Origin of the sequence: Peptoniphilus hominis (ex Hitch et al. 2025), assembly GCF_040096015.1 — a bacterium.
Lineage (GTDB): Bacteria > Bacillota > Clostridia > Tissierellales > Peptoniphilaceae > Peptoniphilus_A > Peptoniphilus_A hominis.
In genome coordinates this window covers 18,463-33,738 of the sequence record NZ_JBBMFO010000001.1, presented here as the reverse complement: position 1 = coordinate 33,738, position 15,276 = coordinate 18,463, and the positions used below count along the sequence as shown (strand labels likewise).

The following is a 15,276-nucleotide window of genomic DNA, read 5'->3' as shown; positions in this document are numbered from 1 at the left end:
CTATTGCGAATATTATATCAGATTTGTTTACTTTTTGAAATACTTATCTTGTTTTTTTCTCAATTTCACTATTTCTGCAGCCTCATTTAAGGACAAATCTTCATAAGTGAGAAGGCTCCCCTTTTTAATATCTTTATTTGCATAGGCACCTTCAGTTACAATTCCTATTGGCACATGATTTCCCTTTACTTGATCTTCTTTTCTTTCCAGGGTTCCAAAAATCATTCCTCCGCCAATAGAATCAAGCTTTTCACCCTTTTTTATATCTCTTTTTGCAACTGCTACAGTTTCTGCATAGGGCTCTCCCATTGGTGCAATAGATGCATCTCTTAGGACAACTGCCTTTATTATAGAAACTATAGTCTCAATGCTAGTCAAGTGATAAGGTCTATATATTGTATAATTTGGACCTTGACCCATGGATAGATACTTCATTTCTTCATCTATAATATTAGATTTTGCTTTAACGACTGCAAAGACTCCAGGAGCAATCCCCGTAGCAAAATCAACTACTCCATAGGAATTTAAAATTCCACCCTCTTCTTTTAATTTATAGTCATCTGCAATTTTCTTTGGACTGGTATCTACAAAGTGACAACCTCTTATATCTGGTACAAAACCAAGGGCATTGCAAACTGCGTTTAACTCTATCATTGTGTTTGTTCCATCTACAAAAGATGTGAGCATTCTTGGATTGATTCCCTTTTTTTCTGCAGCTTCCTTTAAACTTTCTGGACTTGCATAATTATTTAATTCATTGTTTTTACCCTTGCCAAGGACTAAAACATCAAAGCCACAGTTCTTAGCAAACTCATAAATTTCTACAATGGCGCCAGGTTCATCACCCTTAGTGCCAGAATAGACTAGACCCTTTTCATCAGCCATAACCTTAAGAATTGGACCAACCGTTGCATCCATTTCCACATTTAAGCTAACTATGTCAACACCATTTTCTATGGCAGCAAGAGATAATTTTGTTCCCGTTTCTGTATCTCCAGTGCAGTCTACTAGGCAATCAACAAGAGTCGCCGCAAGCAAATTATTAGTTGTAGCTATATATTTTTTTTCTTTTAAAAGTTTTTTTGCCTCTTCCAAATCATCTGTAAAGGCATAATCTTTTTTATCTATATTTGCTGAATCTATTGCATTTTTAAGTGTAATTTTATTTCTTGATGAAAAAACTATGGGATAAAAATTTTCATTTTGACTTAACAAAGTAAATAGGGATGTGCCCATAATGCCTGAGCCCACTATTCCAACAGAAATATTCCCATATTCCTTTAATTTTTTCTGTAAGTAAAACATTCTTCCTCCAAATTTGTTTGAGTGATTAAAATTTTTTTACGCCAAAATTATTTTAATCTGAATTAACTTCTATTGCAAATATTTTGTTAGTTTTTTGCACTTAGAATTTTGCCAAGTCTATATCCAGAGGCAAAGGCAAAGTGCAAATTGTAGCCGCCACAGTCTCCATCAATATTAAGTGCTTCGCCAATAATATACAGGTTCTCATATCTTTTTGTTGAGTAGTCATGGCAATTTATTTGGCTTAAATCCACGCCACCCCTCGTAACTTGAGAATTTTTAAAACCTGTTGTGCCAATTACCTTAAAGCTTGACTTCAACAATACTTCTATGATCTTTTGAAAATCTGCCATAGAGATCATATTCATGGCAATTTTTTTGTCTAAATTTAAATAATCCACGATGTAGTGAATAAACTTTTTGTCCACTATTCCCATTAAATATTCTTCAAGAGAAAAATCTGGGAACATATAGTACCTGCTGTAAAGCATGTCCACCGTCTTTTCATCTACATTATTTATAAGAGGCACTTCAATAAAATTATCATCAGAAATATTTACTGATAAGTCTAAAATTGGTGGTCCACTTATTCCATAGTTGGTAAATAAAATTTCTCCCCTTCTCCTGTCGATTTCTTTATTTCCCTTAAATAATTTTGCCTCTCCAAGAACTTTTGTCCCACTAAGGTGTTTTAAATATTTAGACTCCAACTTTACTTGAGTGAGGACTGGCTTTAGGTCTGTTATCTTCAAGCCAAGTTTTTTTAGAATTTCAAAACTTCTGCCATCAGAGCCACTTGCTGGCATGGACTTTCCACCAAAGGCCGCAATAACCACATCAGCCTTAATTGTTTCACCATCAGTAATTACATCAAAGCCACTTTTATTTTTTTTGATTTCCCTTACTTCAGTATTTGTCCTAATGTCGATGTCCTTTTTCTCAAGCCAATAAATTAAAATATTTAGGACAGAATTTGCCTTTAAGGTAAGAGGATAGACCCTATTGCCATCTGTGGTGGACTCAAGCCCCAAGACCTTAAAATAATTTATCAGGTCTTCATTGGAAAAATCCTTTAATGTCTCTTTCACAAAATCTTTTGAAGAATAATTTTCTTCTGACAAAATTAAATTTGTATAATTGCATCTGCCATTTCCTGTAGCCAAGAGTTTTTTTCCAATTCTTTCGTTTTTTTCTATTAATATTACCTTGTTATTTTCATTTTTTGCATTTATGGCAGCAACCATTCCTGCTGGTCCTGCACCAATAATTATTATATTCATAGTATCACAGATAAATTATATCCTAAAATTATGAAAATTTACAATAAATAGGAAAATTTGTGCTATAATAGCTAAGAAATTTGGAGGAATTATGAAAAATAAAATTTATATAACAGGTCACAAAAATCCTGACACTGATAGTATATGTTCCGCCATCGCCCTTGCAGAATTAAAAACAAAAATGGGCGAAGATGCTGAGGCAATTAGACTTGGCAACTTAAACAAAGAAACTGAATTTGTACTTAAACATTTTGGCGTGCAAAAGCCAAGGCTAAAGACTTCTATAAAACCTCAAGTGAGAGATATAGAAATAGACGCTGCCTATTGCGTCAATCCAAGCCTTTCCATGGCATCGGCAATGGATTTGATTCAAAAAAATAATATCAACTCCTTGCCTGTTGTAGACGATGACGACAACTTAATTGGTATTGTAAGCCTATCAAACATTGCATCTACTTATATGGAAATTTGGGATGACTCAATCATTGGAAGAAGTAATACAAGTTTTGAAAATATTTTAGATGTATTGAGAGGAAAGGTCCTCTATCTTCCAGAAAAGCCAAGAAAATTATCTGGCAAAATGGCTGTCAAAGCTATAAAAAATCAAGATTTAATAAATGAAGGCGACATCGTAATAGTTGGAGACGATGTAAAGGACCAAGAATCGGTAATAAAAAAGGGCATCTCTCTTTTGATCTTGACGATTTCAAGTAAGCTTGACGACAAACTTTTAGAGCTTGCTAAAGAAAATAATGTAGCTGTTATCTCAACTGGTCTTTCAACTTTTATGGTTGCAAGAATTTTGCCCCAAGCAGTTCCCGTTGAATATGTAATGACAAGAGATGACTTAGTTGTCTTTCACAAGGACGACTTAATCGACGATGTCAGAGAAAAAATGGCACAGTCAAGATTTAGGTCCTATCCAGTTCTTGACAACAAAAACAAAGTAATTGGAAATATTTCCCGTTACCACTTAATTTCAAATTTAAGGAAAAAAATAATTTTAGTGGACCACAACGAAAGAAACCAATCCATTGACGACATTGATTCTGCAGAAATTGTGCAAATTGTAGATCATCACAGAGTTGCAAATATTTCTACCTCTTCTCCAATATACTTTAGAAACGAACCTGTTGGCTCAACAGCTACTATAGTCTCAAAAATGTTTTTTGAAAATGGCATAAAACCATCTCGCGAAGTTGCAGGTCTTCTCTGTGCAGCAATTATTTCTGACACACTTTTATTTAGGTCACCAACTTCAACAGAGACGGATAAGTATGTCCTTAACAAAATGAAAAAAATTGCAGCTATTGATGTAGAAGAATTTGCCATGGAAATGTTTAAAGCAGGCACAAGCCTCGAAGGTAGAAAACCTGACGAACTTTTAAAATCTGATGTCAAAAACTTTTCAATTGAAGGCGTAAATGTTAGAGTCTGCCAAATTTTTACTATGGACTTGGAAAGCACAGCCTCTGTGGAAAAAGATTTAAAGGAAGCCATGGAACACTTCATAGAAACTTCAGATGCCGAAACTTTTGTCCTCATGATTACAGATATCTTTAAAGAAGTTTCAGAAATAATTTTGGCAGGAAGTTTTAAAGAAGCTATTGCAAGAAAATTCGATAAAGAACTTGTTGATGATAAATTTTTATCAGAAGGACTTCTCTCAAGAAAAAAACAACTCCTTCCAAAAGTAAGCGCTGCTATTTCTGAAGAACTTTCATAATTTCAAATCAAAAAATAAGAGCCTATCACTTTTGATAGACTCTTTTTTTTTGTTTTATTTAGAGCATTCTCCCTGGCAGCCGCAAGAATTTTCATCGTCCTTATCAGGCTGGCAACTACAATCATGGTCATGCTCATGGTGGTGGTCATGTTGATGGGCTTCTTCCTCATAATCTTCAATCTCTTCTATATAGACATTTAAGTCCCTTATGCCATAGACTTTTTCTAGCTCTTCAGAAAAGGCAACTACAGATTTTTTGTCAAAACCATAGATGTAAACTTCACTCCATAATTTAAAATTTCTAGTTTCAAAATGCCATCGTCATAGAGGCTTATGCCCATAAAGTTTAGGGCTGTCTCACCAATTAAATTTTCTAAAATCATTTTTTTTAAGTCGTCGTCGATTATTCCCTGAAAAATATATTCATATCCATCTTCATCTGAATAAACTGCAAATTCTTCAACTAATTTTTTTGACTTTTTATCATCTTTTAAAATTTTTATTTGATAGGAATCGCATTTATTTAAATATATTTTAAGAATATCAGAAATTGGTCTAAGGTCAATTTCTTCGTCGATAAAGACATCATTTTCAAAATTAATATAATACAAGAAATCACTCCTACTTAGTCAAAAGATAAAATTCGATATAGGCATCATCTAGATTGTCTTCTTTTCCGAAATAAATATTTGTAAATAAAACTTTATAGCCATCTTTTTCTATTGCCAAATCTTCAAGCTCAATGCGGTCCTTAGTCTTGTACAAAAGTTTTAAATTATCTCGAAGTTTAGCCAAGTCGATAGTCATAATTGTTTTGCAATCACTTTTTGATTTTTTATAAATTTTTATTTCTTTTTTATCTTTTTCAAATTTATAGTTTCCTGAAGTTACAACATCGTCAAGAGAATAAACATAAATTAAATGTTTGTAGCCTTCAATATCAATATCAAATCCAAGCTCGCTGTCCTTAGGCAAATTATCAGTGTAAGAATAGCCAAGATAATTTTTGTTTTCAATAATATTGGAGAAGCCAAAAAGTTTTGTAAAGCTGTCTTCATTTAGTTTAAAATCCTTTGGCATATAAGATAGTTTGTCCACCCTATCTGTCCTTACCATGTAGCTTACTATGTCCACAATTTGACTTTTTGCATCGGATTCAATATTTATGTTGGGCTTTATTTCTTCTCCTGCAATCATCTTATTGTCCCTTAAAAGTTTTTCGAATCTAGCATTTTGTGACCTAATGCTTAGACTTGTTGCTGATGCAGGACCAATACCTGTTATTAAAATTATTACAGACAAAAATATTGGAATACTTATATTTGAATTTTCTCTGTAAAAAATATAATAAATTAGAGATAGGAAGATCCAAAGTCCCACTGCAATTACAATATATCTATTTTCAGTCATTCCATATTCTTTGATTCTCAAATAAATTGCAAAGAACATCATTCCCAGTAGTGGAAAAAGTGTAAATGGAAAAAATATTTTAAATTTATTTATAAAAGTAATAGTCTCCACTCTGGAAAGGAAAAATAAATATACAATTGAAAAACTTGCAAACCAAATAACTAAATTTACAATTAAATTATTTGGAATTTGCCAAAGGACTAATATCTTTACAAAGTAGGCTAGTAAAATTGCCGTGTAAATAATTACGATTGGAGTAATTATATAGACTAAGAGAATTCTAAAAGCCTTTGGATATTTGTAATCTGTGAAAGAATCTCTCACCTTTGGAAAATCAGAGAAAAATGTCACCACATTAAATAAAATAAAGGAAAAAATTGCAACTCTTAAATATACTGAAGACCCAAAATTAAATTTAAATAGGCTGTTAAGTGCAAAAATAATTCCACTTATACCAACAAAGACAATAAAGCTGTAAATATTTGAAATTATAAAGGCCCTCAATATCTTTGCAACATAGACAACAAAATCCTTGTGATAATTAAATTTCCCCACAAAGGAAGTGCCAACTACTAAGGCTGCAATTAGGGTAAAGTATATAAAATTATTGTCATAAAATTCCAAGACTTTGTTTTCCTGATATACAAGCTCATAAACCCCATATAGAATTGGAAGAGTTATTACATAGGATAATATTTTAAATAAATTATTATTTTTTAAATTTTTTAGGTCGTAATAATTTCTGAGACCCTCATTGAATAATTTAATAAAAGCATAAAGAAAAATTCCAAAAACAAAAACTAGACCAAAGCTCAACATCTTGTTATTATATGCTTCTGCGTATTCATCGAAAGTTGACAAGATTAAAAATATTGTGGCAAGTATTGCTGAAATTATTGTAAATGGAAACCTTTTAAAGGTGTTTTTAATACTATTAAAATTAAGTAATGTAAAATTAAAAATTTTCATAATATCCTCCTAATTTTAATAATATATCAAGGACCTTGATTTTTAAAGCTTTTGGATTAAATCTTTGTCATTGTATCCACTTTGACATATTTATTTTTTATAGACCATCTTGCCCTCAGAGATAGTATAAAGAACCTCTCCCCTTAAATTTTTACCTGCGAAAGGACTATTAGAGGACTTTGATTTAAATTTTTCAATTTTATATTCACTTTCAAGGTCAATTATAGCCAAATCTGCAAGCTTACCTACTGCAATTTCTCCGCCTTCAAGTCCATACATTTTTGCTGGATTTGTACTCATGAGTTCAATTAATTTCATGAGAGAAATTTCTCCACTTAAGACTAAATTTTCATAGCAGATTGAAAAAGATGTCTCTAGTCCAATAATTCCTGATGGTGCCTTTGTGATTTCCTTGGCCTTTTCTTCAGGGCTGTGAGGAGCGTGGTCTGTTGCAATAATTTCTATTGTGCCTTCCTTTATGCCCTCAATGATTCTCAGCCTGTCTTCTTCACTTCTTAATGGTGGATTCATCTTTGCAAGAGTGCCGTATTTTAATACTGCCCTGTCATTTAAGGCAAGGTGGTGTGGCGTAACTTCTGCATAAATATTTGCTCCCATGGATTTTCCAAATTTAACAAGATCAACTCCTAGCCCTGTAGAAATATGCTGAATGGAAATCTTTGCTCCAGTGTAAATTGCCATGGCTACATCTCTTGCAATAAAGGATGTCTCAGCAATAGTTGGCGAGCCATAAATATTTAATCTTTCGGAAACTTCTGAATGGTTTATTCCATTTTGTTCAATTAAATTTGGATCTTCTTCGTGAAAAGAAATTATTGCCCCTAATTCTTTTGCACGATTCATGGCATCTACTATTAGTTTAGAATTTCTATTGGGGATTCCATCGTCAGTAAAGGCTACTGCTCCCGCCTTAAAATTTTCTTCCATGTCTACAAGCTCCAGGTCTCCAAAATTTCTTGTTAAAGCAGAAACAGTATATACTTTTAAGGGAAGGTCTCGTGCTTTTTTGTAGTGGTCAATAATTTTTTCCTTGTCGTCAATTTTAGGGCTAGTGTTTGCCATTTGAACAACACTTGTAAAACCACCTGCTATGGCAGCCTGACTTCCACTTTTTAAATCTTCCTTATAGGTTTGACCTGGGTCTCTAAAGTGAACATGGACATCAACAAGTCCAGGGACAAGGACTTTTCCCCTGGCTTCAAGAATTTCTTCACCTGGAAATTTTCTCCCGTCAATATTTTTTTCTATTTCAAGTATTGTTCCCTTTTCAATTCTTATATCTAAAATTTCATCTGTATTTGAAAGAGGATCTATAACTCTTCCGCCTTTTATAATCATATTTTCTCCTATTAAAAATTTTTATCCTAAAAAAGACGAGGAAACCCTCGCCTTCTTAAAAATTTAATTATTCTTCTTCGCTATCTTCTTGGTCTTCGTCATAGATTTCTAAATCATCAAAGTCGAAATCATCATCGTATAGATCAAAATCCATGTCTTCATTTTCATAAACATAATCTTCTAGATCTGAAAGATCTTCTTCAATGATGTCAACATAGTCTTCGATTTCTTCACGAGATTCTCTCATTTCATCAATAACATCGCTTAAGATATCTACAAGTTCAGATATGATTTTGCCTTCGTTAGTAGTTGTGTCCAAATCATATCCGTCACAAAGTCCTTGTAAATATGATATTCTCTTTAATAAATATTCCATAGTACCTCCAAATTAAACTCTAGACATATATTCGCCATCTCTTGTGTCAATTCTTATAACGTCGCCTGTATTAATGAAAAGTGGTACATTAAGAGTGTAACCTGTTTCTACAGTTGCAGGTTTAGAGCCACCACTTGATGTATCTCCTTTGACACCTGGTTCAGTTTCTGTAACTTCTAGTTCTACAAAGTTTTGAGGTGTAACTCTAAATGGTTTGCCCTTGTAGAAGTTAATAGTTGCCATATCATTTTCTTTCATGAAGTTAAGAGCATCTTCAACCATGTCCTTTTCTAGTGGAATTTGTTCGTAAGTTTCTTGATCCATGAAGTAATAAAGTGCTCCATCAGAATATAAGTATTGCATTTCTTTATTTTCAATTACAACTTTTTCAAATTTTTCTGATGGGTTAAAAGTTGTGTCTTTAATGCCACCAGTAAGTACTGATTTAATTTTACTTCTTACAAAAGCTGCACCCTTACCTGGTTTAACGTGTTGAAAGTCTATTACAACCCAAACATCTCCGTCCCATTCAAATGTAAGTCCTTTTCTTAAATCTCCTGCTGTTATCATATTTTCCTCCATATTAAGTATTGTCTTCTAAATCATAATAGTTAAGTGATCTTGGCTGAAATTTTATATAATCAGGTAGCACTGAACTAAAATCTCTTAAGACTAGTGGATGATATTTAAGGCTTATACTAGGATTTTTGTCGTATAAATCAATTAAATATCCCTCTAATTTGCAATTATTAGAAATTTGCGCATTATTATTTACAATAATTATACCAGATATTGCATTATCATTAAACAAAACTTTGTCATTTAATATTAAAATTTGATTACTTACCCTTGACTCAATCTTTAAGCTACCACTTCTTTGATTAATTACCATATCGTCTTCTAAAGAATAAAGTGGATTTCTCTTTATAATTTTTTCTTCGGTTTTTTCATCAATTTCTTCAACTTCTTCAAAAATAAATTTTTTGCCCTTCTCTTCTCCGTAAATAAAATCGCCATCTAAGTCTATTACTTTTATGCCTGGAATAGACCAATTATTATTGTCAAAAGAACTTTTTATTTTTTCTATGTCATCTTTATTTATTTTTCCAGAATTTAAAACTCCATCCTCCTCTTTATAAATTTTATTTACAAAGTTCGCCCTAATCCTAGCCCCAACAAGTGAATTTTTATATTTTACTTCCGTCCTCAATTCTACTAAATCTACATAATTTTTATTTTTGTCCACAAAATCTTCATTTGATATTACAAGCTTTTCTAGCTTCGTGTCACTGGGCAAAGTTTTTACACTCAAATTCTTTGAATGTTTTCTTGATAAAATAAATTCTTTTAGTTCTTCATTAAAATTTTCTTCGGCAATCTTCATATTTAAAACAGATTCCGCTGCGTATTTTGACTGAATCCTCTCAACTCTATGTAAATTTATATAGGATGTATTTGAAGTGTAGGAGTAAATAAAATAAAAGAAGAGAGCAAGTATTGAAATTAAAATTATTGTAAAAATATAGATAAAGCCTTCTTTTCTTTTATTCATAGAACTGTATCCTCTTTGCAATTTTAAAATTTATTTTATCAAGGTCGTTGTAATTTAAATAGACAGAAAAATAATTCCCCTCATCGCTAATTTTAAAATCCTCTATATTTTCCGTCAAAGCGTTCTTTCCTTTAGCTTCAAGTAGATCAAATTTTGTGAGATTTTTTTCTGTTGAGGCAAATCTATATAATTTGCCATTCATTTTGCCGTAGTTTATATAAATATATTTCCCTTGAAATTCTTTTATAAAATAAATTTTGCTGCCAATATTTGTGTAATAATCAGAACTTTCGATTTCATCTTTTATGTACTCAAGGGCATAGGACAAGTCTGAATTTACATTTTGATTTATATAAGTTTTGTTGAGAGCCTTTTGTGAAATTCCCAAAATAGAAGTTAAGACCATGCCTATAATTAGAAGCATGGCAATAGAAAGGACAAGTTCAATTAGTGAATAGCCCTTCCTTCGGCAGGTAAACCTCCATTTTAATTTCTTCATCACTATCTCGCCTCTTTCCCCTGACAATAACATGATTTAAATTTCCCTCGCTATTTTTCGTCACATCAATAATAAAATCTTGATTCTCCCCTTCTCCACTGTCAAAGTTTATTTTTAAATCCTTGTTGTTATAAGACTCACCAATTATTTCTTCCATTTTTGAATTTACAGCATAAATTAAAAGTTCTCTTTCTTTTAAATGATTTTGGTTTTCCAAAAGGGTTATAATATTGGGCATAATTACAGAGGCTATTAGTCCAATTAATGCTATAGAAAACAGGACTTCAATCATCAAATGTCCTCTATTTTTAGTTTTTAAGTTCATAATAATTCACCTTGCCAGTGACAGGCTCCACTGTGATTTTGATTGATTTTTTATCCCCTATGGAGTAAATAATTGTCCCAGCAGAGTTTTTGTTGTCCACATAAGAGGGCTTGCCGCCACTTGTAAAATTAATATTTCTAACATTAGTCTCCTTGAGTTTAACTAATTTATTAAATTTTACAGCCTTGGTCTTGCTGCCAAAAACCATTTTGTAGCCATCATCTTCTATTTTTATACTAGTTTTACAATTATTCACTTGAGCGTAATTTTTTAAAAACTTTATATCAAGAGCCAGACTTTTTATTTGTTCCCTGGCTTCAATTTTGTCGCGAACATTAAAATTGATCATGCCTATAGACAAAAGTATCATTGTAATTGCAAGAGTTATAACTAGTTCGATTAAGGTAAAGCCTTTATATGTCTTCATTGTAGTCAACTTCTTTTACAAAAAATAATAGGTCTTTATTATTTTTTGGCACTAAATAAACATGGCTGATGTTTTCTGCAAATAAATTTATTCTAAACCACTCACCCTGATATATGCTTGCTGTGTAAGGAATTTTTTCTCCCTTAAGATTTACAAGCCCAATTTCTTTACAAGAATCATAGGGAAATAAAATTGAAATAGAAATTTCCTGACAATTTTTTTCCACTCCAAGTTTTATGTCGTCGTAAATATTTTCTGCCTTTGCATAAAAAGATGTAACTCCAGATTCACTGTAATAATTTGTCCTAATGCTGTCATCAACTAAAAATTTATTTTCCTTGGACTTTTTGTTTTCAAAATCCAAGTCATCAAAAATACTTTCAACCTTATCTTTAGACTTATTGCTTGAATTGTCATTTAAATCATCAAAAATTGATAAGGATACTTCCTGACCCTTTATTTTGTTGTCCTTATTTTGACTTGCTTTTGCAGAAACTTTTTCTGGTGTTGGAGCTTTACTAGGATTTATGGCTTTTGTATTTGTGATTTTTTGAACCTTACTATTTTTTACTTCCTCAGCCTTGGTGTTTTTTATTTCTTCAGCCTTAGTATTATTATCTTCCTTAGAATTTAAAGCCTCTCCACTAGGATCTTCATTATTTGTCTTTTCCTCTTTATTTTCGCTAAAGTAAGCTTCCTTTAAATCTGAATAATAAATTGCCTTAGATAGTTTTTCTGCCTCAAATCTGTATGTAAAAGTATTTTCGTCCCTTCTATTTAACTCAATATTTGAATATCCATAATAATTTGTAAAAGACGAAATTTTACTTATGTCGCTATTTTCAATTTTTCCAGAAATTGCAAGAGTTTCTATATCAGTCTGCCCTTCCTTGGTAAAATTATCTCTATTTAAATTATTTTCAGCAGAAATTTTATCAATATTTTCCTTAGAAAAATCCTTAAAACCACTGTACTTGTAGCCTCGCTCTTCACTTTTAAGGCTCTCGTTAAAGTCAACTTCTGAGACCTTTTGTGCCTCAGCTCTTATGAGAAAATTGTAAAATAAAAATTCTATAAATAACAAAATCAAAATTACAAATAAAATCTTTTCTCGATTTGAAAATCGTCTATAACCAATTTTTTTGCTCAAAATATCAAATATATCCATTTAAATTTTCCTCTACAAATTCTGCCAACTTTTCATGAAGCCTTTCATTTGGATGTATTCCATCTATTAAATCATCTTCAATGTAATTTTCTTTAGCATAGTCATAAAATGAAAGGACTTTATAATCCTTGGCATTTTCCTTTAAAACTTTGTCAAGATTTTCTATATTTTTGTTCACTGAATTGAAGTTAATAAAGCTTTCATAGGCCTCGTCTAGATTTTTAAAAGATGTGGGATAAGGTGTGATGACAATAATTTTGCCGCCTAAGCTCTTTAATTTTTCTATGATTTTATTTATATTTTTTGTGACATAGTCAAGAGATCTTCCATTATAAAAATCATTTAAGCCAATGAGAAGAAAATATAAATCATAAATCATCAAATTATTTATTGCATATAGAACTTCATCAGTGGTTAAACCATTTACCCCGTAGTTATCAATATCGTAACCTTTTCCCTGCAAATAATAAATTAAAGATTTTCCTCCAACTAAATATCCTTCAAAAATGGAGTCTCCAAGAGCACAAATTCTCATACAACCTCCTACATAAGTCCTTCTTCTAAGAAACTAAAATACTTATTATCTCCAATGATTATGTGGTCTAAAATATCAATTCCAATTATCTTTGATGCCTCAACTAAGGTGTTAGTAAGGTCAATATCCTCCTTTGATGGCTTTGGATCCCCTGTTGGGTGATTATGTAACAAAATAATTGTGTGGGCATTGTCAGAAATGGCAGCCCTAAAAACCTCTCTGGCATGAACGAGAGTCATGTTTATAGTACCCTTAGAAATTTCTCTCACATAATTAATTTCTTTTTTCGTGTTTAGAGTCATAATCCTAAAGTGTTCTTCTTCTAAGATACTCATGTCGCTTAAAACATAGTTTGCAGCAACTGATGGTGATGTAACCCTAATTTTTGAATCATAAGAGCTTACAGAAAGTCGCATGCCCAGTTGCACAGCTGCAATTATCATGGCTGCCTTGGCTTCACCAATGCCTTCAACTTTCATTAAGTTGGCAAAATTTGCATTTTTAAGACTATTTAAGCCGTTCCTATCATTTTCTGATTTTAAACTTCTGAGAACTTTATTGGCTGTGTCAATGGCTGAATCGCCACTCTTGGACCCAGTCCTTATTATAAGAGCTAAAAGTTCTGCATTGGAGAGATAATTTGGACCAAACTTTAAAAGTTTTTCCTGAGGTCTTTCCTCCTCTGGCATCTCCTTAATAGTGTATCTTTCAATTTCTCTTTCTTTCATAAAATCACCACAAGCTTAAATTAAATAATCTCACTAAATCTCTATTTATCTTTCCTATTGGAAGTCCTACAATATTAAAATAGTCTCCCTCTATTTTTTCAACTAAGAGAGACCCCTTGCCCTGGATTCCATAGGCACCAGCTTTGTCCTTGTATTCAAGAGTGTCCAAATATTTTTCTATTTCATCATCACTTAAATCATAAAACTTTACAGAAGATTCTTCGTAGTTTAGGTATTTAATTTTTTGAGATAATTTAAAAATTGCGTAACCTGTAAAGACTTTGTGAGTCCTTCCTCTTAGGCTTTTAATCATCTCTCTTGCATCTTCGCGATCCTTTGGCTTGCCAAGAAGCCTTCCCTCAAGTTCAACCAAGGTGTCTGCAGCTAAAACAATGGCATCTTCATTATCCCTTGCCACTGCTATTCCCTTCTCAAAGGCAAGTGCCATGACAGTAGTCCATGGCGAATAGGAATCGTCCTTTATCTCATTAATATCTTTCGAAACTACCTTAAAATCTATAAAATGCGATAAAATTTCTCTCCTTCTTGGAGAATTTGATGCCAAAATAATATTTTCCATTTCAAGCTCTCTCCTTTGATATATTTGTGTTGTCAACTATATAAATTGAAGCAAGTCCAACAAAAAATCCTGTGAAAATCCCTAAAATAACAAGCAGTGGCAGATAGGCAAGTATTGCTGTAGTCTTCATGATGTAGGATGCAACTAAAACTTGACCTAAATTGTGAAAAAATGATCCAATTTCACTAATTCCAATTAGAGATAAATATTTTCTCAAAAATTTATGAGAAATAATCATGGCAAGTGAACTTAAAAGAGCGCCGCCCAGGGAGAAAAAGAAGCTAGACACAGCACCGGTGACCAGTGCCAAGATTACAGTCTTAAAAATTGAGACAAAAAAGCCCTCCTTATATCCAATGGCAACTATAGTTACAAGAACCACAATATTTGATAGACCTAGCCTAGCACCTGGAATGGCTACAGGAAGTGGAATCACACTTTCAAAGAGACCAAGAACAATTCCTAAGGCGCTAAGTAGAGATAAATAAATTAATTTTCTATTATTTCTCATTTTATTATCAAATCCAAACTATCATGGTTCTTTTTGTCAGAGACAATTTTTACCATGACTCTATTAGGTAGGCAGATGATTGAATCTCCAGGAATAGAAATTTTCCCCATCTTCATACAAATTTTATCCTTGCAATTAGATTCATGCATGTGCACCTCACCCTTTTCAATTATTACTTCATTCTTACCGTAAACAGTATTTATATCGATTTTTTCTTCTGTCTTTTTAGTTAAGGGAACTTCTTTATATAATTTCCCGTCCACAGTTATGACAACTTTTTTTGAAATATTTGCATCTTCCTTGGGAAGTTTGTTTGTAAAAAAATAAATTAAAAAAGAAGCAATAACTATTAAAATAATAACTAAAATATCAGCTTTTTTTATCTTTTCCATAATTTTATTATAGCACAAGTTTAAGAGGATTTTTTCAATTAAATTTTAATATGGTTTAGCTTTAATTTGCTTAAAAATTAAAAAACCCTATAATATTCTAGACATATATCTAAAATGTTATAGAGTAAAATTTT

Annotated in this window: 19 protein-coding genes; 1 reads left to right on the top strand and 18 read right to left on the bottom strand. The window is 31.9% G+C overall.

Annotation, left to right across the window (positions count from 1 at the left end; translation table 11 throughout):
- Positions 1–27: 27 nt before the first annotated feature.
- Both WMO19_RS00195 and WMO19_RS00190 read right to left on the bottom strand, forming a co-directional pair.
- Entirely contained in the window at positions 28–1,305 is a 1,278-nt protein-coding gene (locus WMO19_RS00195) for an NAD(P)H-dependent oxidoreductase (protein ID WP_349169686.1), read from the bottom strand.
- An 86-nt stretch (positions 1,306–1,391) separates the two neighbouring features.
- Complete coding sequence (locus tag WMO19_RS00190) at positions 1,392–2,585, bottom strand: NAD(P)/FAD-dependent oxidoreductase (RefSeq protein ID WP_349169684.1); 1,194 nt, start codon at positions 2,583–2,585, stop codon at positions 1,392–1,394.
- 91 nt (positions 2,586–2,676) lie between these two features.
- On the opposite strand from WMO19_RS00190, the gene WMO19_RS00185 reads away from it, so the two are divergent.
- Positions 2,677–4,311 carry a putative manganese-dependent inorganic diphosphatase gene (locus WMO19_RS00185; RefSeq protein WP_349169682.1) on the top strand — a complete coding sequence of 545 codons (1,635 nt, stop codon included), beginning with the start codon at positions 2,677–2,679 and terminating at the stop codon, positions 4,309–4,311.
- 2 nt (positions 4,312–4,313) lie between these two features.
- On the opposite strand, the gene WMO19_RS00180 is transcribed toward WMO19_RS00185, so the two are convergent.
- The 16 genes from WMO19_RS00180 to WMO19_RS00105 form a co-directional block, all read right to left on the bottom strand.
- Positions 4,314–4,481, bottom strand: coding sequence for a hypothetical protein (locus WMO19_RS00180; protein WP_349169680.1), 168 nt, complete (start codon positions 4,479–4,481; stop codon positions 4,314–4,316).
- 75 nt (positions 4,482–4,556) lie between these two features.
- Complete coding sequence (locus WMO19_RS00175; RefSeq protein WP_349169678.1) at positions 4,557–4,922, bottom strand: hypothetical protein; 366 nt, start codon at positions 4,920–4,922, stop codon at positions 4,557–4,559.
- Positions 4,923–4,932: 10 nt separating this feature from the next.
- Positions 4,933–6,690: a DUF4153 domain-containing protein gene (locus tag WMO19_RS00170; protein WP_349169676.1), complete on the bottom strand. Its 1,758-nt coding sequence runs from the start codon at positions 6,688–6,690 to the stop codon at positions 4,933–4,935.
- A gap of 90 nt (positions 6,691–6,780) precedes the next feature.
- Positions 6,781–8,049 carry a dihydroorotase gene (locus tag WMO19_RS00165; RefSeq protein WP_349169674.1) on the bottom strand — a complete coding sequence of 423 codons (1,269 nt, stop codon included), beginning with the start codon at positions 8,047–8,049 and terminating at the stop codon, positions 6,781–6,783.
- Between the two features lie 67 nt (positions 8,050–8,116).
- Positions 8,117–8,425, bottom strand: coding sequence for a CD1247 N-terminal domain-containing protein (locus WMO19_RS00160; protein ID WP_019124538.1), 309 nt, complete (start codon positions 8,423–8,425; stop codon positions 8,117–8,119).
- Positions 8,426–8,437: 12 nt separating this feature from the next.
- The gene (gene efp, locus WMO19_RS00155) at positions 8,438–8,995 is read right to left on the bottom strand and encodes an elongation factor P (RefSeq protein ID WP_019124539.1); all 558 of its coding nucleotides are present in this window, start codon (positions 8,993–8,995) and stop codon (positions 8,438–8,440) included.
- A gap of 13 nt (positions 8,996–9,008) precedes the next feature.
- Positions 9,009–9,977 carry a hypothetical protein gene (locus WMO19_RS00150; RefSeq protein ID WP_349169671.1) on the bottom strand — a complete coding sequence of 323 codons (969 nt, stop codon included), beginning with the start codon at positions 9,975–9,977 and terminating at the stop codon, positions 9,009–9,011.
- Positions 9,970–10,476 carry a PilW family protein gene (locus WMO19_RS00145; RefSeq protein WP_349169669.1) on the bottom strand — a complete coding sequence of 169 codons (507 nt, stop codon included), beginning with the start codon at positions 10,474–10,476 and terminating at the stop codon, positions 9,970–9,972. Before WMO19_RS00145 ends, WMO19_RS00150 begins: the two co-directional genes overlap by 8 nt.
- On the bottom strand, positions 10,421–10,801 hold the full coding sequence (locus WMO19_RS00140) for a type II secretion system protein (RefSeq protein WP_349169667.1): 381 nt from the start codon (positions 10,799–10,801) through the stop codon (positions 10,421–10,423). The genes WMO19_RS00145 and WMO19_RS00140 overlap by 56 nt, the downstream gene beginning before the upstream one ends.
- On the bottom strand, positions 10,785–11,228 hold the full coding sequence (locus WMO19_RS00135) for a prepilin-type N-terminal cleavage/methylation domain-containing protein (protein WP_349169665.1): 444 nt from the start codon (positions 11,226–11,228) through the stop codon (positions 10,785–10,787). Before WMO19_RS00135 ends, WMO19_RS00140 begins: the two co-directional genes overlap by 17 nt.
- Positions 11,215–12,396 carry a hypothetical protein gene (locus WMO19_RS00130; RefSeq protein WP_349169663.1) on the bottom strand — a complete coding sequence of 394 codons (1,182 nt, stop codon included), beginning with the start codon at positions 12,394–12,396 and terminating at the stop codon, positions 11,215–11,217. The genes WMO19_RS00135 and WMO19_RS00130 overlap by 14 nt, the downstream gene beginning before the upstream one ends.
- Entirely contained in the window at positions 12,383–12,931 is a 549-nt protein-coding gene (locus WMO19_RS00125) for an SGNH/GDSL hydrolase family protein (RefSeq protein WP_349169661.1), read from the bottom strand. Before WMO19_RS00125 ends, WMO19_RS00130 begins: the two co-directional genes overlap by 14 nt.
- A gap of 8 nt (positions 12,932–12,939) precedes the next feature.
- Positions 12,940–13,659 (bottom strand): RadC family protein, encoded by a 720-nt coding sequence (gene radC, locus WMO19_RS00120; RefSeq protein WP_311565320.1) that lies wholly within the window; start codon positions 13,657–13,659, stop codon positions 12,940–12,942.
- A gap of 4 nt (positions 13,660–13,663) precedes the next feature.
- Positions 13,664–14,239: a Maf family protein gene (locus WMO19_RS00115; protein ID WP_349169659.1), complete on the bottom strand. Its 576-nt coding sequence runs from the start codon at positions 14,237–14,239 to the stop codon at positions 13,664–13,666.
- Between the two features lies 1 nt (position 14,240).
- On the bottom strand, positions 14,241–14,750 hold the full coding sequence (locus tag WMO19_RS00110; RefSeq protein ID WP_349169657.1) for a Gx transporter family protein: 510 nt from the start codon (positions 14,748–14,750) through the stop codon (positions 14,241–14,243).
- On the bottom strand, positions 14,747–15,142 hold the full coding sequence (locus WMO19_RS00105) for a NusG domain II-containing protein (protein ID WP_349169655.1): 396 nt from the start codon (positions 15,140–15,142) through the stop codon (positions 14,747–14,749). Before WMO19_RS00105 ends, WMO19_RS00110 begins: the two co-directional genes overlap by 4 nt.
- Between the last annotated feature and the right edge of the window lie 134 nt (positions 15,143–15,276).